Below are 20,323 nucleotides of genomic sequence, written 5' to 3'. Positions count from 1 at the left end.
CATGACCACGTCCGACGTACGCCCCGGCCCCCCGGCCCCGTCCGACACACTGTCCCCGGCCGCCCGGCGGCTGCTGGAGCAGCGGCTGCGCGGCCAGGGCGCCGTACGGGACGACGGACCCCGCCGCGCGCACCCCCGCCCGGACCGGCTCCCGCTGTCCGCGGCCCAGCAGCGGCTGTACTTCCTCGACCGGCTCGACCCCGGAGCCGCCACCTACCTGCTGCCGGCCGCCTGGCGGTTCACCGGCCCGCTGGACCTGCCGGCCCTGCGCGCCGCCGTCCACGACCTGGTCGCCCGGCACGAGCAGCTGCGGGTCGTCTTCCCCGAGGACGAGGGCGTCCCGTACCAGCGCGTCCTGCCCGCCGACGGGACGGACCTCGCCGTCGTGGAGGTGACCGGAGCGGCCGGTGAGGAACGGGAACGGCGCGTGTCCGCCGCCGTGCACGCCGCCGCCGTCCGCCCCTTCGACCTCGCCCGCGAGACCGCCTTCCGCGCCACCCTGGTCCGCGCCGCCGACGACGACCACGTCCTGGTCCTCGGCATGCACCACATCGTCTCCGACGGCTGGTCCCTCGGCCTGATCGTCCGCGACCTCACCGAGCTGTACCGGGCCCGCGTCCGGGGACAGTCCGCGCGCCTGCCCGAACTGCCCCTCGACTACACCGACTACGCCATCTGGCAGCGGTCCGGCGACCATGCCGCGGCCCTCGACCACTGGCGCGGCCGGCTGGCCGGACTCGTCCCGCTGGACCTGCCCACCGACCACCCGCACCCCGGCACCCCCGGCAGCGTCGGCGCCACCCACACCCTCACCCTGCCGCCCGGGCTGACCGGCGCGCTCGCCGACCTCGGCCGGCGGGCCGGCACCACGCCGTACATGACGGTGCTGGCCGCCTTCCAGGCCGCGCTGGCCTTCCACAGCGGACAGCGCGACATCGCCGTCGCAACCGTCGTCGCCAACCGGGAGCGGGCCGAGACCGAACAGCTCGTCGGCTTCTTCGTCAACACCCTCGTGCTGCGCGGCGACCTCTCCGACGACCCGACGCCGGCCGCGCTGCTCGCCCACACCCGGGACCGGGTCCTGGAGGCGTTCTCCCACCAGTCGCTGCCGTTCGAGCAGGTCGTCGACGCGCTCAGTCCGCAGCGCGACCTCGCCCGCAACCCGCTCGTCCAGGTCCTCTACACCCACACCGACACCTCCGGCGGACCCGGCCTCGTCCTCGGCGAGGCGAGCGGGACGCCGTACCGGATCGACCTCACCACCGCCAAGTTCGACCTCACCCTCGACCTGAGGGACGGCGACGGGCGCACCGACCTCGCCTTCGTGTACCGGCCCGACCTGTTCTCCGAGGCCTCCGTCGCCGCCCTGGCCCGGCACACCCTCGCCCTGCTGGAGGCGTTCCGCGCCACCCCCGACCTGCCGCTCAGCGCCATCGACCCCCTCACCCCGGCCGAACGCGCCCACCTCCTCGGCCCCGACGGCCCCGCCAACACCGGCCACGACCTGACCACCGCCCCGCGCACCGCCCCGGACCGCGTCGCCGAGCAGGTCCGGCGCACCCCGCACGCCACCGCCGTCAGCGGGTCGGGACGCACCCTGACCTACGCCGGGCTCGACGCCGCGGCGAGCGGCCTGGCGCGCCGGCTCCGCGCGGCCGGCGTCACTCCCGGCTCGCTCGTCGGCGTCTGCCTCGACCGCACCCCCGACCTGGCCGTCGCCCTGCTCGCCGTGTGGCGCGCGGGCGCCGCCTACCTGCCGCTCGACCCCTCCCACCCCGCGGCGCGCCGCGCCTTCACCGTCAGCGACTCCGGCATCGACTGGATCGTCACCGACACCGCCACCCGCCCCGCGGTGGAGTCGCTGCCCGCCCGGCTCGTCGTCCTCGACGCCGAACCGGCGCAGTCGCCCGCCGACGGCGACGACGACATCCTCCCGGGCCCCGAAGACCTCGCCTACGTCATCTACACCTCCGGCTCCACCGGCCGCCCCAAGGGCGTCGAGGTCACCCACGCCAACCTGGCCTGGCTGCTCGGCGCCGCCGACCGGCACTTCGGCTTCGGGCCCGCCGACGTGTGGACGCTGATGCACTCGCCCGCCTTCGACTTCTCCGTGTGGGAACTGTGGGCCCCGCTCACCGGCGGCGGCCGCGTCGTCGTCCTCACCGGGGACGAGGTGCGCGACCCGGCCGCCGTGCACCGGGTGCTGCGCGAGGAGGGCGTCACGGTCCTCAACCAGACCCCGGCCGCCTTCAAGGGCCTGCGCGCCCACCTGAAGGACACCGGTGCCTCCTTCGCCGGCCTGGCGCTGCGCACGGTGGTCTTCGGCGGCGACGCCTTCGACGTCCGCGACTACCGCGACTGGTTCACCGCCCCCGGACCCCGGCCCGACCTGGTGAACATGTACGGCATCACCGAGACCACCGTGCACGTCACCCACCGCACGATCACCGCGGAGGACATCGACGGGACGGTCCGCTCGCCCATCGGCCGGCCGCTCGCCGGCCAGCACGGCTACGTCCTCGACGCCTCGGGCCGGCTCGTGCCCCCCGGCAGCGTCGGCGAGCTGTACGTCGCGGGCGGGGGCGTGGCCCGCGGCTACCGCAACCGGCCCGAGCTGACCGCCGAACGCTTCCTGGACGACCCCTTCGGCGCGCCCGGCGCCCGCATGTACCGCACCGGTGACCTGGTCCGGGTACTGCCGGACGGACAACTGGCCTACGTGGGCCGCGCCGACAACCAGGTGAAGATCCGCGGCTACCGCATCGAACCCGGCGAGATCGAGACCGCCCTGCGCGCCCTGCCCGGTGTCGCCGACGTCGCCGTGGTGGCCCGCCGGGACGGCGGCACCGCCCGCCTGGTCGCCCACGTCGTCACCCCCGAGGGCCGCCCCCTGGACCCGCCCGCCCTGCGCGCCGGCCTCGGACTGACCCTGCCCGCCTACATGGTCCCGGCCCTCTTCGTCCGCCACGAACGGCTGCCGCTGACCGCCAACGGCAAGGTGGACCGGGCCGCCCTGACCGCCGTCGCCCCCGCCTCGACGGGGCAGCGCACCCACGTCCCGGCCGAGGGCCCGGTGGAGGAGGCGCTGGCCGGGGTGTGGAGCCAGGTGCTGGGAGCCGAACACGTCAGCCGCACCGACAACTTCTTCGACCTCGGCGGCGACTCCATCCTGGCCCTGCGCCTGGTCGGCCTCGGCCGCCTGGCCGGGCTCGGCTTCACCGTCGCCGACGTGTTCCGCGCCCGCACCCTCGCCGACCTCGCCGCCCTCGTCACCGACGCGGCCGACGCCCCGGCCCCCGTCGCGCCCTTCTCCCAGCTCGACCCCGCCGACGCCGCCCGCCTGCCCGACGGGCTCGCCGACGCCTACCCGCTCACCATGCTCCAGGCGGGCATGCTCCACGAGATGCTCGCCGACCCCCGCCGCGGCGCCTACCACAACGTCACCGACCTGAAGATCACCGTCCCCGAGGGCTTCGACGCCGGTGCCTTCCAGGCCGCCGTGGACGCGGTGGTCGCCGGCCACCCCATTCTGCGCACCTCCGTCGACCTCGTCTCCTACCGCGAACCCCTCCAGCTCGTCCACCGCACCGCCCACCTGCCCGTCGGCTACACCGACCTGCGCGGGCTCGCCCGGGAGGAACAGCGCGCGCACCTGCGCCGGTTCGTCGAGGAGGAGTTCGAGCGCCGCTTCGACCTCGCCAGCGCCCCTCTGGTCCGCATCCACCTGCACCACGTCACCGACCACGACCTTCGGCTCGTCCTCACCGACTGCCACGTCGTCCTGGACGGCTGGAGCCTCACCTCGCTCGTCGCCGACCTGCTCGCCCTGCACCGCGAGGCCGTCGCCCACCGCACCGCCCCCCGGCCGCCCGACGCACCGGCGTTCGCCGAGTACGTCGCCCTGGAACGCGCGGCCCTGGACAGTGAGGAGTCCCTGCGCTACTGGCGGGAACGGCTCGCCGACCTGCGCCCCGTCACCTTCCGCCGGCGCCCCGCGGGCGAGGACACCGGCCGGACACCCGTGCACGAGGTCCGCCGCTCCTACGCCCACCTCGCCGAACGCATCGGCCGGCTCGCCAAGGAGGCCGGCGTGCCCCGCCGCACCGTGCTGATCGCGGCCTTCCACCACACCATGAGTCTCTTCGCCGACCGCGACGACAGCGTCTCCGGGCACAGCATCGGCCTGGTCACCAACGGCCGGCCCGAGGTGCCCGGCGCCGACCGGATGCGCGGACTGTTCCTGAACACCGTGCCGTTCGGCGTGAGCCGTCCGCGCGGCAGCTGGCTCACCTACCTGCGCGACGTCTTCGCCGCCGAGCAGGAGATGCTCCCGCACCGCAGGGTGCCGCTGGTGCGCATCGCGCGACTGCGGCCCACCGAGCCCGCCCTGACCGACGCCGTCTTCAACTACGTCAACTTCCACCGGCTCTCGCACGAGTCCTGGGACGACTCCCTGGAGATCGCCCGGACCATGTTCCCGCTGCTGGTCAACGCGAGCGTCAACGCCTTCACCCTGGACGCCGACCCCGCGTTCGTCGCACCGGCCACCGCCGAGCAACTGGCCGACGTCTACCGCGCCCAACTGGAGGCCATGGTCACCGACCCGCACACCCGGGTCACCCGCCCCGCCCTCACCGGCGACGCCCGTGCCACCGCCCTCGACGTCTGGGCGCGCGGGCCACGGATCCCCTCCTCGCCCCTGCTGTTCCACGAGCACGTCGCCGAGCACGCCGCCCGGACCCCGGGGGCGGTCGCCGTCGAACACCGCGGACAAGCCCTGACCTACGGCGAACTGCACGAGCAGGCAGAGCAGTTGGCGCGGCGCCTGCGACTGCTCGGGGTCGGCCCGGAGACCGTGGTCGGCATCTGCGCCGAACGCGGCCCCGACCTGGTGCGCGCCGCGCTCGGCGTGCTCCGCTCGGGCGGCGCCTTCCTGCCGCTGGACCCGCAGCACCCCACCGAACGGCTCGCGTTCATGGCCGAGGACAGCGGGATGCGGGTACTGCTGACCCAGCGGTCACTGGCCGACGCCGTGCCCTTCGGCGGACCGGTGCTCCTCCTGGACGCCCCCGCCGAACCGGTCGACCCGGCCCCCGGCACGGAACCCGGCGCCGACACCCTCGCCTACATCATCTACACCTCCGGCTCCACCGGCACCCCCAAGGGCGTCGCCATCCCGCACCGGGGCCTGTCCAACATGATCGAGGGTCAGCGCGACCTGGTGCGTCCCGCCCCGCACGACCGGGTGCTCCAGTTCGCCTCCTTCGGCTTCGACGCCTCGATCCTCGAACTGACCTGGTCCCTGGCCAACGGCGGCCGGCTGGTCACCGCGGACCGGGAGGACCTGCGTCCCGGCCCCGACCTCGCCCGCACCCTGCGCGACGCCCACGTCAGCTGCGCCATGCTGCCGCCCAGCGCCCTCGCCGTGCTCGGCGACGACGACTTCCCCGAGCTGCGGGTGCTCCAGGTCGCCGGTGAGGCCTGCCCGGCCGAACTCGCCGACGTCTGGGCGCGCGGCCGGCGCTTCCAGAACGTCTACGGGCTCACCGAGACCTCGGTGTGGTCCGTCGCCGCCGAACTGACCCCCGGCGGGGGCACCCCGCCCGTCGGCACACCGATGCGCAACACCCGCGTCCACGTCCTCGACGACGACCTCCAGCCGGTCCCGGCCGGCGTCCCTGGGGAGATCTACCTCGGCGGACAGGCCGTGGGGCGCGGCTACCTCGGCCGGCCCGGGCTCACCGCCGCCACGTACGTCCCCGACCCCTACGGCGCGCCCGGCGAGCGGCTGTGCCGCACCGGCGACCTCGGCACCCACCGGCCCGACGGCTCGGTGGAGTGGCTCGGCCGCCGCGACAGCCAGGTGAAACTGCGCGGCTTCCGCATCGAACTGGGCGAGATCGAGCACGCGCTGCGGCGGCTGCCCGAGGTCCGCCAGGCCGTGGTGCTGCACCGCACCGACCTGCCCGGCGAACCCGCCCTCGTCGCCTACCTCGTCGCCCACGGCCCGCACCGGCCCGCCCCCGGGGAGCTGCGCGACGCCCTGCGCTCCTCGCTGCCCGCCTACATGGTGCCCGCCCGGTTCGTCGTCCTCGACGAGCTGCCGGTCAACCGCAGCGGCAAGATCGACAAGCGGGCCCTGCCGCTCCCGCCCGCCGAGACCCGCCACGACACCGAGTACGTCGCCCCGGCCACCCCGGCGGAGAAACTCCTCGCCGAGATCTGGCGCGAGGTCCTCGGACTGTCCCGCATCGGCGTCCACGACGACTTCTTCCGTATCGGCGGCAGTTCGCTGTCCACCGTCCGCGTCTCCCTGATGGCCGCCGCGCGCGGGCTCACCGTCTCGGTCGGGGACCTCATCGAACACCCGACCGTGGCCCGGCTCGCCGCGCACGCCACCCGCACCGCCGAAGCGCTGCCCGCCGCCGTCACCTCGGAGGTGCGGCTGCGCGGGGGCACCGGCGAACCCCTGTGGTGCGTGCACCCCACCGGCGGCAGCGCCGCCTGGTTCGTGCCGCTCGCCCGCGCCCTGCCGGCCGGCCGGCCCGTGCACGCCTTCCAGGCGCGCGGGCTCCTCGGCGGGGTGGACCCCAGCACGGTGACCGGCATCGCCGCCAACTACGTCGCCGAGATCACCGACCGGCCGGGCCGGGGCCCGCACGCCCTGCTCGGCTGGTCCATGGGCGCCAACATCGCCCTGGAGATGGCCACCCAGCTGGACCGGGCCGGACACCGCACCGCGCCGCTGGTCCTGATCGAGCCGTACCTGCCCAACAGCGCCGCCCGCGCCCGGCTGGACGGTGTCACCCAGGACCTGCGCACCGCCCTGCGCCTGCGCGACCGGCTGCGGGAGATGCCACCGTCCCCGCGGCGCGACCGCGCCACGGCCGAACTGACCGCCACCCTGCTCGGCGCCGGCATGAGCCCCGCCGAGGCCGCCCTGGTCGAGGGCGCGCCGATCGAGGTGTGGCACTCGCTGCTGGCCGCCCTCGCCGGCTACGAGGTCCGCCCGTACCCCGGCCACCTCCACCTCGTGGTCGGCAGCGAGGCCGCGGGACTGCCGCGCGGCCGCACGATGCCCGGCCTGGACGTCGACTACGACACCTACGTCGCGCGCTGGCGGGAGCTGGCCGGCGGCGGACTCACTCTGCACATCAGCGACGGTGACCACATGTCGATGATGGCCGAGCCGAGGGTGGCCGGCATCGCCGAACTGCTCACCGCCATCGAGACGGAGCACACCCGATGACCACCACGGCCCCCGTTCCCGCGCCCGTCCCCGCCACCGCCTTCGCCGAGCGCTATCTGCTCTCCCCGGAGATGGTCGCCGACCCCTACGCGCACCTCGACGCCCTGCGCGAGCACGCGCCGGTGCACTGGAGCCCGATGCACCACGCCTGGCTCGTCACCGGCTACGACCAGGTGATGCGCTGCCTGCGCGACCCCGCGGTCTCCGCCGACCGGGTACGGCCCCTCATGGACGCCGTACCGCAGGGCGCCCGCGCGGACGCCGAGCGGGCCTTCGGGATCCTGTCCCGCTGGATGGTCTTCAACGACCCGCCGCAGCACCGCAGACTGCGCCAGGTCTTCCAGGAGGCCTTCGCCGCCCGGACGGTGGCCCGCTACCGCGCCTTCACCGAGAAGGCCACCCGGGCCGTCCTGGCCCGCAAGGCCGTCCCCGGCCGCACCGGCGACCTCATGGCCGACGTCGCCAAGCCCCTGCCCGCGCTGGTCTTCGCCCGCTGGCTCGGCATCCCCCGCACCGACGCCCCCTCCTTCTGGTACTGGAACGCCCGCGTCGCCGACCTCGTCCTCGGCACCGCCCAGGAGGAGAGCGAGTACCGGGCCTCCCTCCAGGCCCTCGTGAGCCTGGAGGACTACCTCGCCGACCTCGTCGCCCGGCGCCGGGCCGAGCCCGCCGACGACCTGATCAGCCAGGTGCTCAGGGAGGGCCGGGTGGGGGAGTCGGTCACCGAGGAGGAGTTCGTCGGCATGCTCACCCAGATGGCGTTCGCCGGCGGCGAGACCACCAGCAACCTGATCGCGAACACCGTCCTGGCCCTGCACACCGACCCCGCCCGGCTCGCCGCCGTCCGCGCGGACCCCGAACTGGCGCGAGGGGCGGTGGAGGAGACGCTACGCCTGGACGGCCCGTCGAAGATGTCGATCCGCACCGCCGCCCACGACCTCGACCTGGACGGCCGCACCCTGCGCGCCGGCGACCGGATCTTCCTGGTCACCGCCGCCGCCAACCGCGACCCGGCCCGCTTCCCCGACCCCGGCCGGTTCGACCTCCGCCGCACCGGCGCCACCCACCTCGGCTTCGGCTTCGGCGCCCACTTCTGCATCGGCGCCGCACTGGCCCGGCTGGTCGCCGTGGCCGCTGTGCGCAGCCTGGTCCGCGACCACCCCGGCCTGGTCCTGACCGACCCGGCCCGGCCCACCTGGCAGCCGTCGCTCCTCAACCGCAGCCTCACCGCCCTGCCCGTCCGCTACTGACCGGACCCCGCGCGAGCATCCGTACGACGAAAGGCACACCATGGCCACCACCCTCGCCGGAGCCGGTCCGCGGCTGTGGGCACCCGCCCGGCACCGGCCCTTCCGGCTCCTCTGGCTGGGCCAGTCGCTGTCCCTGCTCGGCGACGGCTTCAGCGTCGTCGCCTTCTCCTGGATCACCCTGAGCCTGACCGGGTCGACGCTCACCCTCGGCTACGTCCTCGCCTTCCAGGCCGTACCCCGCGCCCTGCTCACCCTGGTCGGCGGTTCCCTCGGCGACTCGCTGTCCACCCGGACCCTGATGATCGCCTCCAGCTGGACCCGGGCCGGGCTGATGACCGGGGTCGGCGTCGCCGGTCTGACCGGGCAGCTGACGGTGTGGATGCTGTGCCTGGCGGCGGCCGCGTTCGGCGCCGTCGACGCCTTCTTCCAGCCGGCCCGGATGTCCATCCTGCCCTCCGTGGTGGACGAGAGCCTGCTGACACCGGCCAACGCCCTGCTGGGCGCCGGTTCGCGCACCGCCGCCGTGGTCGGACCGGCCGTCGGGGGCCTGGTCATCGCCGTGACCCGGGCACCGGTGGCCTTCCTGGTCGACGCGGTCTGCTTCGCCCTGTGCGGCTGGTGCGTGGCCGGCATCCGCACCCGGCCCCGGCCGGCCGTCCGCCCGGAGCCCGGGACGGCCGAGCCGGGGGCGTCGCTCGGCGCCCGGATCCGCGAGGGCGTGACCTTCACCCTGCGCGACCCGCGGCTCCGCACGGTCGTCGCCCTCGACACCGCCGTCAACTTCTGTTACGCCGGGCCCTTCACGGTCGGCTTCGCCACCCTCGCCGACCAGGTGCTGCGCGGCGGCTCCGCCACGCTGGGCCTGCTGAACGGCTCCCTCGCCGGTGGCGCCATGCTCGGCACGCTGGCGGGCGGCGCCCTCGGCGGCCGGCCCCGCGTCGGCCTGCTGGTGGCCGGCCTGGCCGGCTGGCTGGGCGCCGGGATGGCCGTGCTCGGCCTCGTCCACAGCACCGCGGCCGTCGTCGCGACGGTGCTCGCGATGGGCTTCGCCATCGGCTTCCAGGGCGTGTTCGGGCTCAGCTGGATCCAGCGGAACATCCCCCAGGACGTGCTCAGCCGGGTCGTGTCGGTCGACATGGTCCTCGGTTACGCCGCCGCCCCGCTGTCCCTGATCGTGTGCGGCGCGCTGGCCCGGGTCGACGTCCTCGCCCTGTTCGCCATGGTGGCCGTGGTGCTCGCGCTCACCGGACTGGCGGTGCTGGCCTCCCGCCAGGTTCGCGAGATGCGCTAGCCCACCGGTAGGGGCCCGCCGCGGCGGGCCCCTACGCGTCCCGCAGGGCGGCCGACCGCGCGCACAGGTCCGCGCGGTTGGCCGCGCCCGTCTTCGTGATCAGACTGGCGATGTGCTTCTCCGCCGTGCGCGGTGAGATGAACAGCCGGTCGGCGATGTCCTTGTTGCTCAGCCGCTCGGCGAGCAACCGGTACACATCGAACTCCCGCACCGTGACGCCCTGGGCGCGCAACTGATCGGGGATGCCGCTGGTGCCGCTGCGGTGCTGGTGCACCGAGGCGCCGAGCCGGCGCAGCCCCACCCGGCAGGCGCCCGTGACGGCCTGCACGTCCCGCTCGTGGAAGTAGTGCTCGGCCCGCCGCAGCCAGCTCACCGGATCGCCCCAGCCGTCCTGGTGCGCCGCGTCCGCGACCAGCCGCAGCCCGAGGTGCTGCGCCAGCGGGTACGGCTCGGCCGCCGTCAGCGCGGCCTCCACGGCGGCCACCGCCCGGTCGCCCGCCCCCTCACGGCCCAGCAGCACGGCATCGGTGAGCAGCACGAACTGGCGGTTCCAGCGCATCCGGGCGACGGCGGTGGCGGTGACCTCCTCGTGCCGGGCCCGGTCCGCCTCCCCGGCGAGCACGTCCAGCAGCAGCACCAGGCCGTGGGTGCCGCTGAGGTGGTAGGTGGACGGGTTGCCCGCCTCCAGCTCCACCACCTGCCGCAGCTCCTCACGGGCCAGGCCGCGGTCCTCCTCCAGCAGGGCGCAGAAGGCCCGGGCCAGACCGCGGCCGAGCGGTTCCTCCTGCGAGCCGGCACCGTCCCACTCGGCGAACACCGCCAGCGCCCCCTCCATCGCCGCCCGGTCGGCGTGGTGGGCCGCCAGGACGGCCTGCGCCATCAGGACGTACCGCACGGCGGGCGCGAGGCGCAGGCGCCGTACGACGGCCAGGCACTCGGCGGCGGCCTGCCGGGCGGCGTCGTAGCGGCCGCGCAGCACCGCGTCCAGTACCAGGATGCCGTCCACCGTGTGCACGATGTTCACCGAGCCGAGCCGCAGCGCCTCCTCGCGGGCCGCCAGCAGCCCCGAGGTGTCGCCGTCCGCGAGCCAGGCGTTGCCGCCGAGTCGGGTGGCCGCGTACATGCGCTGGAGGGGCAGGCGGTGGCGTTCCGCCGTGGCGAGCGCCTCCCTGAGCATCGCCGCCGACTCCTCCGGATCGCGCTCGCGGGCCACGGTCGCGAGCAGCTCCCTGGCCTGGCAGGCGACGACGGGCAGTCCGTGCCGCTCGGCGGTGTCGGCGGCGGAACGGGCCAGCTTCTCGGCGTGCTGGGTGCGGTCGGGTCCCGGTGTGTCGAGGGCCAGGTAGGCGGCCGCGACGTCGACGGCAGCGGTGGCCGACTCGTCCGGCGCCGCCGCCAGCACCTCCCTGGCCCGGGCTATCTGCCGGTTGCCGTCGCTCCACCGGCCCGCCGTGTGCGCGACCTTGGCCAGCCGGCTGTGCAGCGTGGCCAGACGACCGGCGCTCAGCCCGGAGCCGTCCAGCACGTGCAGATCCTCGGCCAGTTCGAAGGCGCGGGCGAAGTCACCGGCCTCGGCGAGGGCCGGCAGCAGGTTCTCCAGCACCATGGCCCGCGCCTGCGGGTCGCCCGCGTCGGCCAGCAGGCCCTCGGCCCGGCCCAGCAGGGTGACGGCGGAGCCGAGCGCCCCGGCGGCCAGCGCCCGCCCGCCGGCGTCCGCGAAGAGCAGACCGGCCTCCACCTCGTCGCCGGCCGCGCTGCGCAGCCCGGCCGCGAGCGGGCACCAGTCCCCGGCCAGATCGGGGTGGAGCTCCTCGACCGCCTCCGCGCCCCGCCGGGCCAGGTCCGCGCGCCGGCCCGGGGTCATCTGCGTGAACAGGGCCTCCACGGTGAGGGAGTGCCGGAAGGAGTACCAGTCGGGCGCCGGCTCGTCGGGCAGCACCAGCCGCGCGGCCACACCGGCGTGCAGATGGCTGAGCAGGGCCCGGTCGTCGATGCCGGTCATGCGCTGGAGGACCGTCAGCGGGAAGCGCCGGCCGAGCACGGCGGCGGCCGACAGCAGGGTCAGGCCCTGCGCGCCGAGCCGGTCGATCCGGCGCAGGATGCCCCGGGCCAGCGACGAGGACACGTCGCTGCGCAGGTCGCCGACGGCCCGCCAGCCCTCGGGCCCCCGCACCAGCGTGCCGGCCCCGATCATCGACTGGAGCAACTCCTCGACCAGGTACGGGCTTCCGGAGCTGTCCTCCCACAACCGCTCCAGTACCGCCGCCGGCACCTGCTCCGGGCCGTCGGCATCGAGCTGCGCCGCGATCATCTCGTGCGCCTGGGGCCGGGTCAGCGGCGGCAGCTCCACCACGGTCGCGGCGCCGCGCCGGCGGGCGGACTGCGCGAGGTCGAGGGCGTCGCTGAAGTCCGTCCGCACCGTGGCCAGCAGCAGCACGGGGGAGTACTCCAGGTTGTCCACCAGGTACTCGAGGACACCGAGCGTCTCGGGGTCGGCGTCGTGCAGGTCCTCCAGCAACAGCAACTGCCCCTGCCCACGCCCGGCCGCGATGAGCAGGCGCAGCACCGCCTCGCCGAGGATCACCATGGAACTGCTGTCCCGTTCCCCGGTGTCCCAGTCCGGGATCAGCCGCCCGAGCACCGGCCGGTAGGGGCCGAGGGCGAGGTCGTCCATGGGTTCGCCGCCGCGGAACAGCGACATCAGGGCCTCGGTCAGCGGCCGGAACGGTACGGCCGGGCCCGTGGTGCTGCTGCGGCCCCGCAGCACCCGCATCCCGGCGCCCAGCGCCTCACCCACGGCCTCCGCCGCGACCCGCGACTTGCCGACGCCCGCCTCACCCACCAGGAACACGACACCGCCGCGGCCCTGGCGCGCGTCGGCCAGGGCACGTCCGAGCAGGGCCAGTTGGGAGTCCCGTCCGACCAGGGAAGGCGCATGGGAACGCATGAGCGCTGATAGTAATCGGACAGCGGGGTCCACGGCACGCCGCACGGCCCCGGACATCTTCCGCCGCCGGCGCCGCGCGGTGCCGGCACGCACGGCGGCGCGGGCCCGCACCGCGGGCCCGCGCGCTCACCTGCGCCGCGACCGGTCCGGGATCACCGAGGCGCGGAGACCGAGGTGTCGATCGTGCTGAGCGTGATGACGACGCCGCTGGTGAGCACCATGCCGGCCAGCACCCGGGCGCGGGCGCAGGCCCGGTTGCGGCCCTTGAGCGTGATCCCGCCCGCGGCGTCCTGCTCGTCGGCGGCGGTCTCGGTGACGTCGGCGGCGGTGGCGGCGAGGTGCTTGTCCATGACGGTGATCCCCTTCAGGTGTCCCGTGCGGTCGAGCACGGGGGGTGGTGGAGGAAGTGCCGTGGTGCTGGGCGGGTGCGGGCGGGTGATCGGTCAGCGGCCGGGCTGTCCCAGGAGCAGGACGGACGGCACGGACGAGGGGTGGGCGAGGCGGAGCAGGCCGTAGCCGATGCCGGACAGGCCGGTCAGCAGCCCGGGGGAGGGCACGTGGTCGGGGGTGGCGCAGCGGTGGCCCTGCGCCTCGACGAGCGCGAGCACCTGTCCGGTGCGCCGGCTCAGCGCTCCGGCGGCGGCCGTGTCGCCCTGTCCGGCGAGCACGGCCAGCGCCTCCAGCGTGCCGAGCGTGCCCTGTCCGAGGCTCAGACCGGGGTGCACGTCGACGGCGGCCAGGCGGTTCGACAGCGTGGCGGCGGCGTCCGGCGGGGCGGCGGCGGCCACACCGGCGAACCCGGAGTTCCAGGAGGCGTCGGCGGGTGCGGCCGCCATCTCCCGGACCGCGTCACGCAGCAGGGCGTCGGCGGCGCCCGCGTGGGCGGCGGCGCGCCCGGGGCGACGACCGGCGTAGCGCCGCAGCGCCCAGCCGATCCCGGCCGTGCCGTGGGCGAAGCCCCGGTCGCCGCCCGTGGCCGCGCCGGCGGCACCCGGGGAGCCGTCGGGACCGCACACCGTCGCCAGCAGCAGGTCCGCGACCGAGTCCGCCAGCCGCAGCGCGTCCGGTGCGCCGGTCGCCTCGTGGACGGCCACCGCGGCGGCCAGCGCCCCGGCGGTGCCGGCGGCCAGGCCCGGCTCGGCGGCGGCGTTGACGGCGTGCCCCAGCGCGGTCAGCGCGTCGGGCAGGCAGTCCGTCAGGTCCTCGCCGAGCAGCGCCGACAGCCGAGGGATCGCGTGGACGATGCCGGCGAGCCCTTCGTAGGCGCCGGGTCCGGCCGCCGCGCTCAGCTCGGGATCGGCGGCCAGCGCCTTCATCAGGGCGGGCAGCGGCCGGACCGCCTCCCGGGCCGGCGCGGCGTACCGCCCCGCCCCGGTCAGCGCCTCCGCCTGCGCCAGGAACAGCGCGACGCCGCAGTAGCCCTGCCCCAGTCCGGCGCCCATCGGCAGCACCGCCCAGTGCGGTCCCGCGACCTGCTCCAGGCCGAGCCAGTTGGTCCGGCCGTCGTCGCGTACCGCGCGGGCGACGATCTCGTCGGCGATGCCGCACACGGCGGCCAGCAGCCGCGAGGCGTCAGGCACGACCGCCGGGAGCGGGGCGACGGCGAGTTCGGAACGCCGTGCGAGCGGTGAACCGGCGCCCCGCGCCGCCAGGGAGGCCGCGATGATCCACTCCTGGTCGTGGCAGTCGACCTCGTCCATCCGGGCCAGCTTGGCGCCGACCGCGGTCAGGCTCGCCACCGGCAGCACCCCCTCCAGCCAGGTACCGTCGGCCGTCCGGACCCCTGTACCGGACGGCCGATGCGCGAACAGCGGTACGTCACCGCGCCACAGGTCCGCGGTCTCGTGCTCGACGAGCCGGCGGCGCGCCTCGTCGTGCTCGGACTCGGTCCACAGCACCGCGAACACCCCTTCCCGGGCGAGTGCGTCACCGAGCAGCGAGGGGTGCGCGGACTCCTCCAGCAGCGTGGTGTACAGGCGGGTGGAGCGGGCGATGAGCCGGGCCGGGTGGCCGGCGTGCACCGCCAGCGGCCCTCCCGGGCCGAGCAGTTCCCGGCCGTGCGCGGCCAGCGCCGCATAGCCGGCGCGGAACCCCTCCAGCAGGGCCGCCCGGTGGTCGGCCCCCTCCAGGGGTGCCCCCGCGGGCAGCGGCTGGTTCTGCGCGGCCGGGCTGGGCAGGGGGGCGCGTACCGCCCGCATCGTGTCCCTGCCGCTGTCCTCCCAGCGCAGTCCCTCGCTCGGGAACGTGCCGTCGGTGGACCGGCCCAGCGCGGAGATGTCCAGCGCGCCGTGCTCGCCGATCAGCAGGTGGGGCAGGAGGCAGGTGCGGTGCACGGAGGCCGCCAGGGCGTCCGCCGCCGGGTCGGCGCCGGCCGTCATGGGCTGCGGCAGCCCGGTGTGCAGCAGGGTCTCGGCGTCCACCAGGACCGGTTGGTCGCCGCAGGCGATGACGTTCTCGTAGTGCATGTCGGCACCGTCGACCGCGTACAGCAGGGCCAGCAGCGCGCCCTGGCGGCGGTAGAAGGCGTCCGTCTCGGCCACCGACCGGCACCAGCGGTGCTGCACGAACTCCAGCCAGCCGTACCCGGGCCGGCGCACACCGCGCGGCGTGCGCAGCTCCAGTCCGGGCACCTTGGCGCCGAGCCAGGCGACCAGGTCGTCGAGCAGGGTGTGCTGGTCGATCGGGCGGGGCTTGTAGACGACGCGGTCCCCGCCGGCGTGCCGCAGGATCGCGACCGCCCGGTTGCCCTGGTGGGCGTCGCCGAGGCCCAGGTCCACCGCGGCCAGCGGGCCGGGGTCACGGCCGTCGAGGAGCCCGGCGGCCAGGTCGCCCCGGTCGGCCTGGAACCGCGTGACCAGGTCCGCGACGGCGTCCGCCGCGTCCAGCGCGGTCTGCGCGAGCATCCGGGCCAGCACCGGGTAGGCGGCGAAGAGGGCGCGCAGGCCGTGCCGGCTGCCGGTGGCGGCCACGAACGAGGCGAAGCGCGCACGGGGGTCCGCTCCGGCGAGCCGCCGGGCACGCCGGGCCAGCGAGAGCTCGTGGACCAGGGTGCGGGCCGCCTGCTGGACCAGCTGCTCGGTCAGCCACCGCTCGAACGCCTCCCGCCACACGGTCCGTTCGGCCGCCGGGACGTCCGCGAGGAAGCGGGTGAGTCGGTCCGCGGCCGGGGTGACGAGCGGGCGTACCACGGTGGCGAAGACGTCGGGACCCGTGGCGTCCGCGGCCGGTGCGGCCGGGAGTTCGGGGGCGGCGTCCAGCGCCTCCTCGGCGTAGCCGGCCCAGCGGGGCTTGGCCGCGCGGGCGGCGAGCAGTTCGGCGGGTTCCGCGGCGAGGGCCGCCGCGGTCGCCCCGTCCACCCCGAGGTGGGCCAGCCGCAGGGCGAAGCCCTCGCCGTCCCCGGCGGCCCAGGGGGCGCGCCCGGCGGCGGTGCCGGCGGTCGCCGCCGGGGATCCGGGTGCGGCGAGCCGTTCCGCGAGGGACAGCGCCGGGGCCCACCAGGCGAGCGGCAGGCCGGCGCTCCGGGGAGTCGGGAGGCTGGCGGTCTCAGTCACGAGAAGAAGGTCGCAGACCCCGTACGGGCCCCGCATGGGGAACTGTTCCCCATATTCCTGCGGGGCCCCCTCACCGGTGGGGATCGGCCCCGCGCGTCCGCCGCGCGCCGGGTGGAACCGCAGGTCAGCGGGGCTACCCATGGTCCCCGTGGGGGGCGGGGCCGACCCCCGTACGGGCCCTGGCCCTCCCGGTACGGGGACGTGTCCCGCCCCGCGCGGTGCCGGAAACCCCCACCGTCCGCGCCGCCGGATCCCCATGGCGACCCGGTGCCCCGTCCGTCCACGGGCCGTTTCCCCCCATCCGGGCGGCGCGCCACCCGCACTTCCCGGCCCCGCGCCGCACCGGCGGTGCCGCGCACCGCACCGCCCTCCCGCCCGGCCGCGCCCCGGGAGGGGCACGGACCGTCCCGGCGGGCCCCTCCGGCGGCGCGGGGCGGGAAAGGTGGGGACCGACTACCGATGCTCCCGGCTCCCCGGCGGACGCAGGGTGTCCTCCAGAACCCCCCGGACCGCCCACGGTGCTCACCACCGGGCGGACGACCTTCCAAGGAGCAGCAGATGGGAGTACCCGTACCCGTCGGTGTGGTCGCCCTCGACCCGGTGCTGGAAGCCGGCACCCGCAGTACCCTGCTCGCCTGCCCGGAGCTGACCCTGTGCGAGCCCGGTGACGCCCGCGTCGCCGTGCTGATCGTGGACCGGCTCGGCCCGGCCGAGCTCGACACGGTGCGCATCACCCGTGCCTACCCGCAGCGCCCGGCCGTCGTCCTGGTGGCCGGCGCCCTCGCCTCCGGTGACGCCCTGCACGCCCTGGCGGCCGGGGCCCGGGGCCTGCTGCTGCGCCGCGACGCCGACGCCCCGCACCTCGCCCACGCGGTGCTGGCCGCCGCCCAGGACGAGTGCACGGTGCCGACGGACCTGCTGGAGGAGGTGCTGGACCGTCCGGCCGGCGCCCCGCACGACGGCGGGGGCTGGGCCGGGGGCGGCCTCACCGACCGGGAGCGCTCGGTGCTGCGGCTGGTCGCCGACGGGCACGAGACGGCGGAGATCGCCCAGCGCCTCGCCTACTCGCCACGCACCGTGACGACCGTCGTGCACGACATCACCCAGCGGTTCCGGCTGCGCAACCGTGCCCACGCGGTCGCCTACGCCCTCCGGGCGGGCCTGCTGTGACGCCCGCCCTCACGGCCGCGCCCCCCGCGCCGAGCGGGCCCGCGGGACCCCTGGCCCCCGCCGCGCCGATGGTGTCCGCGACGGCCGCCGGTCCCGCCGTCCTGCACGTGCCGGCCGCGCGCGGCGCGGAGCGCGTCCGCGCGCTGGCCCGTCGCGCCGGACTGCGCTGTACGGACGGGCACGCGGAGGCGGGCGCCGTCACCGTGGTCGTCGCGGACGACGCCCAACAGGCCCTGCGCGGCCGCCCGGACCACCACGGACCGCTGCTGCTCGTCTGCGACACCGTCGGCCGTACCGGACTGCTGCGCGCCCTGCGCGCGGGCGCGGTCGTCCTGCGCGGCGCGGACCTCACCCCGGAAACCCTGGCGGCGGCCGTCCGGCGCGCCCGGCACCCGCACCCGAGCATCCCCTACCCGGAACTGTCCCACCTGCTGGCCGGCGGCCCGCCGGCCGACGGACCGGACCGGTCCGGCACCGCGCCGCCGGCGCTGACCGCGCGTCAGACGTCCGTACTGCGCCTCATGGCGGAGGGCCACGGCAACGCGGACATCGCGCGGCTGCTGGACTGCTCGGAGCACACCGTCAAGAACGTCATCTACGAGGTCATGGCGCGCCTCCAGGCCCGCAACCGGGCGCACGCGGTCGCGCGCGCGGTCCGCCACGGCCTGGTGTGACCCCGGTGCGGCGCGGGGACGGGGGCGCGGACGGGAGGCGCGCCCCCGCCCGTCCCCCCGCGCGGCGCGCGGCGCGTACCGGGTCAGAACCGGGGCGTGGGCAGCGACCGGGGCTCGATCCGCTCCTCCACGGCGCCGGCGCCCGCGCGGCGGACCACGTAGGCGGCCTTGCCCGGCAGTTCCGTCACGGCCTCGACCAGCTCGGTGCCCCGGTACACCAGGCCCACCCCGTCGTCGGTGCAGTGCGCCGTGTCGAAGGCGCCCTCGGCGACCAGCCGGTGGATCAGCGGACGCCGGCCCGCGTCGGAGTCGTAGTGCACGCCGTTGCCGTACGGCAGCAGCCCCAGCCCGTCGGTGACCGGGCGCAGGCCGGGCCCGAACGAGTCGGTCGCGCCGCCCCGGAACCAGCAGATGGAACCCGCGCTGACCCCGGCGAGCACCACGCCCGCCCGCCACGCGCGCCGCATGACCGCGTCCAGGCCGTGCACCCGCCACACGGCGAGCAGGTTGGCCACCGAACCGCCCATCACCCAGACCACGTCGTGGGCGAGGACCGTGCCCTCGACGTCCTCGACGTTCGGCATCGGGAACAGATACAGGGGGGTGAGGTCGAAGCCCGCCACCCGCGCCGCCTCCGCCACCCGCGCCGTCACGTGCTCGGCGTCACCGGTGGCCGTGCCGACGTACAGGATGCGCGGGCGCCTGCCGTGCGCGCCGGAGAGGTCGACCGCGTGATGGACCAGGGCGTCGAAGAGCACCCGGGTCCGCGTACCGACGCGGTGCCCTCCGGACGTGGCGAGGATGGTCGGTTCCGAAGCGGTCACACGCGTGATCGTATCGCGCCGAACTGGCCTCCACGCGTGGTGAATTGGTGAAAACCGACGGACGTCGGGGGCACACGAGGGCGGGGACCGGCCCACCGGCCGGTCCCCGTCCTCGTCCGTCGGGCCGCCTCATCCCGTGTGCAGGGCCACCGCCGCCGCGTACCCCGCCGGGACCAGCACGTCCCGCAGTGTCCACGTCGGTCCCGGAGCCCTCGGCAGCGGTCCGGCACCGACGTGGTCCAGCGCCGGATCGCGCACCAGCCCGGTGCCCAGACCCTTGAGGTAGGCCTCCTTGCGGACCCAGGTGCGGGTGAACGCCGCCGGACGCTCGTGCGCCGGCAGCCGGGCCAGTTCCGCCGCCTCCGCCGGGTGCAGCGCCGACTGCGCGCCGAGCACCGCCTGGGCGGTGGCCAGCCCCTCCACGTCGACACCCACGGGGGTCGGGGCGAGCGCCACCATCACCAGGTCGCCGCTGTGCGACAGCGAGAAGTGCACCCCCGGGGCGCGCAGCGCGGGCCGGCCGTGCGGCCCCCCGCACCCCGCGCACGGCTCCCGCACCAGCGGCAGCGTGTCGGCGGGGACGCCCAGCAGTCGGCTCAGCACCCCGCGCAGGGCGGCGTGCGCGACCACGTACGCGTCGCGGTCCCGGGGCCGGTGGAAGGCACCGGCCCGCGCCCGCTCGTCGGCGTCCAGCCACTCCTGCGCGCGCCGCAATTCGAGCCGGTCCTGCCGGCCCACCTCGGCCAGGTACAGCTCCACCGGCCGCCGCGGCGCCCGCGGGCGCGGGACGGGGACGCCCCGGCGCAGCCCGGCCAGGTCCATGACGGCGGGGCACAGCAGGCCGGGCGGCGGCCCCGCCGGCGGGGCGTGCGCCGGCCGGGCGAGCGGCGGACCGGTGGTGGTGTCAGACATCGGCCCCGGCCAGCCGACGGCGCAGGCTGAGCGGGCGCATGTCCGTCCAGACGGCGTCGATGTGGTCCAGGCACTCCTGCCGGGTGCCGCGCCGGCCCTCCGGGTGCCAGCCGGCCGGCGGCTCGCGGTCCGCCCGCCAGATCGAGTACTGCTCCTCGTCGTTGCGCACCACGAGGTACACCTCGTCGGTGCCCGGGCGGACCTCCTCGCCGTCCGTGCCGGTCGCGGAGTGGGATTGCGTCACGGTGAACCTCCCGCAGGTGATGGGGGCCGGCCCGCGGAAGCAGGGGCCGACGAGGTCAGCGTGCCCGCCGCCGGCCGCCCCGGTCAGGGACGAACGCGCCGAACCCGAGGCACGCGTTGCTGCCGGATCTTCTCTGGTGGGGCGGGGCCGCGGCGCGGGACGGTGCTCTCCGGTCGCGGGGCGCCAGGCGGCCCGGCGGCGCCCGCCGCCC

Annotated in this window: 11 protein-coding genes; 5 read left to right on the top strand and 6 right to left on the bottom strand. The window is 76.3% G+C overall.

The genetic code is table 11. The annotated features are described in order from the left end of the window. Window position 1 precedes the first annotated feature (1 nt). From ACIQVT_RS25865 to ACIQVT_RS25855, 3 genes are read left to right on the top strand one after another with little or no spacing between them, the layout of a single operon-like run. Window positions 2-7,249: an amino acid adenylation domain-containing protein gene (locus ACIQVT_RS25865; RefSeq protein ID WP_403758598.1), complete on the top strand. Its 7,248-nt coding sequence runs from the start codon at window positions 2-4 to the stop codon at window positions 7,247-7,249. Next, window positions 7,246-8,499 carry a cytochrome P450 gene (locus tag ACIQVT_RS25860; protein WP_403758595.1) on the top strand — a complete coding sequence of 418 codons (1,254 nt, stop codon included), beginning with the start codon at window positions 7,246-7,248 and terminating at the stop codon, window positions 8,497-8,499. The genes ACIQVT_RS25865 and ACIQVT_RS25860 overlap by 4 nt, the downstream gene beginning before the upstream one ends. Window positions 8,500-8,539: 40 nt before the next feature. Further along, complete coding sequence (locus ACIQVT_RS25855) at window positions 8,540-9,790, top strand: MFS transporter (RefSeq protein WP_403758592.1); 1,251 nt, start codon at window positions 8,540-8,542, stop codon at window positions 9,788-9,790. A 31-nt stretch (window positions 9,791-9,821) separates the two neighbouring features. On the opposite strand, the gene ACIQVT_RS25850 is transcribed toward ACIQVT_RS25855, so the two are convergent. The 3 genes from ACIQVT_RS25850 to ACIQVT_RS25840 form a co-directional block, all read right to left on the bottom strand. Continuing rightward, on the bottom strand, window positions 9,822-12,737 hold the full coding sequence (locus ACIQVT_RS25850) for an AAA family ATPase (RefSeq protein WP_403758589.1): 2,916 nt from the start codon (window positions 12,735-12,737) through the stop codon (window positions 9,822-9,824). Between the two features lie 152 nt (window positions 12,738-12,889). Then, complete coding sequence (locus ACIQVT_RS25845) at window positions 12,890-13,126, bottom strand: hypothetical protein (RefSeq protein ID WP_403758586.1); 237 nt, start codon at window positions 13,124-13,126, stop codon at window positions 12,890-12,892. Between the two features lie 54 nt (window positions 13,127-13,180). Then, window positions 13,181-16,288 (bottom strand): type 2 lanthipeptide synthetase LanM family protein, encoded by a 3,108-nt coding sequence (locus tag ACIQVT_RS25840; RefSeq protein WP_403758583.1) that lies wholly within the window; start codon window positions 16,286-16,288, stop codon window positions 13,181-13,183. A gap of 558 nt (window positions 16,289-16,846) precedes the next feature. On the opposite strand from ACIQVT_RS25840, the gene ACIQVT_RS25835 reads away from it, so the two are divergent. Both ACIQVT_RS25835 and ACIQVT_RS25830 read left to right on the top strand, forming a co-directional pair. Then, window positions 16,847-17,458, top strand: coding sequence for a LuxR C-terminal-related transcriptional regulator (locus tag ACIQVT_RS25835; RefSeq protein ID WP_403758580.1), 612 nt, complete (start codon window positions 16,847-16,849; stop codon window positions 17,456-17,458). Window positions 17,459-17,526: 68 nt separating this feature from the next. Then, window positions 17,527-18,132, top strand: a complete 606-nt coding sequence (locus ACIQVT_RS25830; protein WP_403758576.1) for a response regulator transcription factor — start codon at window positions 17,527-17,529, stop codon at window positions 18,130-18,132. A gap of 83 nt (window positions 18,133-18,215) precedes the next feature. On the opposite strand, the gene ACIQVT_RS25825 is transcribed toward ACIQVT_RS25830, so the two are convergent. The 3 genes from ACIQVT_RS25825 to ACIQVT_RS25815 all read right to left on the bottom strand — a co-directional run bounded on the left by ACIQVT_RS25825 (window position 18,216) and on the right by ACIQVT_RS25815 (window position 20,112). Beyond that, window positions 18,216-18,956, bottom strand: a complete 741-nt coding sequence (locus ACIQVT_RS25825) for a Type 1 glutamine amidotransferase-like domain-containing protein (protein ID WP_403758573.1) — start codon at window positions 18,954-18,956, stop codon at window positions 18,216-18,218. Between the two features lie 129 nt (window positions 18,957-19,085). Next, window positions 19,086-19,868 (bottom strand): 4'-phosphopantetheinyl transferase family protein, encoded by a 783-nt coding sequence (locus ACIQVT_RS25820; protein ID WP_403758570.1) that lies wholly within the window; start codon window positions 19,866-19,868, stop codon window positions 19,086-19,088. Then, a complete protein-coding gene (locus tag ACIQVT_RS25815) occupies window positions 19,861-20,112 on the bottom strand; it encodes an MbtH family protein (RefSeq protein WP_403758566.1) in 252 nt (83 codons plus the stop codon). Before ACIQVT_RS25815 ends, ACIQVT_RS25820 begins: the two co-directional genes overlap by 8 nt. Window positions 20,113-20,323: the final 211 nt, after the last annotated feature.

Source organism: Streptomyces sp. NPDC100445 (assembly GCF_044759735.1).
GTDB lineage: Bacteria > Actinomycetota > Actinomycetes > Streptomycetales > Streptomycetaceae > Streptomyces.
Note: the sequence above shows the minus strand (reverse complement) of the source record. Positions and strands in the feature narration are given on the sequence as shown.

What these genes read in the sequence shown, in the direction of transcription:
- ACIQVT_RS25865 (WP_403758598.1), top strand. Translation starts at nt 2, where the DNA reads ATGACCACGTCCGACGTACGCCCCGGCCCCCCGGCCCCGTCCGACACA.
- ACIQVT_RS25860 (WP_403758595.1), top strand. Translation starts at nt 7,246, where the DNA reads ATGACCACCACGGCCCCCGTTCCCGCGCCCGTCCCCGCCACCGCCTTC.
- ACIQVT_RS25855 (WP_403758592.1), top strand. Translation starts at nt 8,540, where the DNA reads ATGGCCACCACCCTCGCCGGAGCCGGTCCGCGGCTGTGGGCACCCGCC.
- ACIQVT_RS25850 (WP_403758589.1), bottom strand. Translation starts at nt 12,737, where the DNA reads ATGCGTTCCCATGCGCCTTCCCTGGTCGGACGGGACTCCCAACTGGCC.
- ACIQVT_RS25835 (WP_403758580.1), top strand. Translation starts at nt 16,847, where the DNA reads ATGGGAGTACCCGTACCCGTCGGTGTGGTCGCCCTCGACCCGGTGCTG.
- ACIQVT_RS25830 (WP_403758576.1), top strand. Translation starts at nt 17,527, where the DNA reads ATGGTGTCCGCGACGGCCGCCGGTCCCGCCGTCCTGCACGTGCCGGCC.
- ACIQVT_RS25820 (WP_403758570.1), bottom strand. Translation starts at nt 19,868, where the DNA reads ATGTCTGACACCACCACCGGTCCGCCGCTCGCCCGGCCGGCGCACGCC.